Raw genomic sequence first — 1,153 nt, forward strand, 5'->3', positions numbered from 1 at the left:
CAGCCGAACGCAGCCTCGCAGGCTCGGCAGCTGCTACGGATATCTGGGGGTAAACAAAATGGGCGACCTGTTGAGGTCGCCCATTTTCGTTACTGCATTTAAATCTGTGCCTGCAATCGTCGCCCGATCACATCCATCAAATCACAACCGTCGCGCAGCGGAATCGCCAGCACCCGCGCGAAATCCTGCAGCAGCAATGCATCGCGGCTGATCCCCTCGCCGATGGAGAGGGTTTCCAGTAGTTGAGTCACGCTTCTGATGCGGTAGGCCGCCGTGTCATGCAACACATCCACAGGTGCTTCGGTATCAATCAGCAACGACGGGATTTTGCAGTCGATGCCCGTAATCGGCATGTATCGAGCCATAACCGAACCTCCCTGATCAATGTTGAGTGCCTGGCTGAACTGCAGTTGCGCCTTCGGGCGGATCGATAGTGTCCAGTGCGCGGTTCACCAGCAATTCGGCTACCACCGCCAACTGCTGAATCGACAGCGCCACGTTGCGGTTGGAGCTTTCCAGCTTGCAGGCCAGATCCGTGATCAGGACATTCAGGGACGCGAGGGTTTCGCAGGCGTGGCTTAGCAGGGTTTGTGTGTCGACGCCGGGGACGATGGTGAAGATGTGGCTGATCGGGTCGGCGCGCCTGGGGTAACGTAAGCGAGCGGTGATGGCGGGTTCGGTGATTTCGGAAAGTGGAACGGGATCGAGGGGATCGGAATCGGTTGGAGTTTCGGGAGGGTTGGGACTTAATTTTTTCATGTGCGAAGAACCTCGGTAATTAAAAAAACTGCCGATCTCACTTCCACAGAGAGGGTGGCAGCTGTACGCAGGTGTGGAAGTCCGGGATACCGAGAGAAACCCAGTGCACTCAAGAGCGCTCCTGCGCACAGCCGCCATAAGCAACAATGTTGGCATAAAAAAACGCCAACATGTGTTTACAGGTGCACATGCGCTCTCGGTACTCACCGGACTTCCACATCCGACCACTGATTTTGCAGCGGCAGAAGAAGGTTATCCGGGCAGTCGATGGGGCGATAGTTCATGGAGTGCGCTACGTCTTGCAGGAAATGTCCGACGCAAACGAAGGCGCAGACTTAACGTCCTAGGACGCCCCGATTCCGTAGCAGCTGCCGAGCCTGCGAGGCTGCGTTCG

The 1,153-nt window shown here is 56.7% G+C and carries 2 protein-coding genes; both read right to left on the minus strand.

Features of this window, described 5'->3' with window-relative positions; all coding sequences use genetic code 11:
• Positions 1-98: 98 nt before the first annotated feature.
• Positions 99-365, minus strand: coding sequence for a hypothetical protein (locus PMI21_RS04050; RefSeq protein ID WP_007941174.1), 267 nt, complete (start codon positions 363-365; stop codon positions 99-101).
• Between the two features lie 16 nt (positions 366-381).
• Positions 382-759, minus strand: coding sequence for a DUF6124 family protein (locus PMI21_RS04045; RefSeq protein ID WP_007941175.1), 378 nt, complete (start codon positions 757-759; stop codon positions 382-384).
• Between the last annotated feature and the right edge of the window lie 394 nt (positions 760-1,153).

Origin of the sequence: Pseudomonas sp. GM18 (assembly GCF_000282195.1) — a bacterium.
Classification (GTDB): Bacteria; Pseudomonadota; Gammaproteobacteria; order Pseudomonadales; family Pseudomonadaceae; genus Aquipseudomonas.

What these genes read in the sequence shown, in the direction of transcription:
- PMI21_RS04050 (WP_007941174.1), bottom strand. Translation starts at nt 365, where the DNA reads ATGGCTCGATACATGCCGATTACGGGCATCGACTGCAAAATCCCGTCG.
- PMI21_RS04045 (WP_007941175.1), bottom strand. Translation starts at nt 759, where the DNA reads ATGAAAAAATTAAGTCCCAACCCTCCCGAAACTCCAACCGATTCCGAT.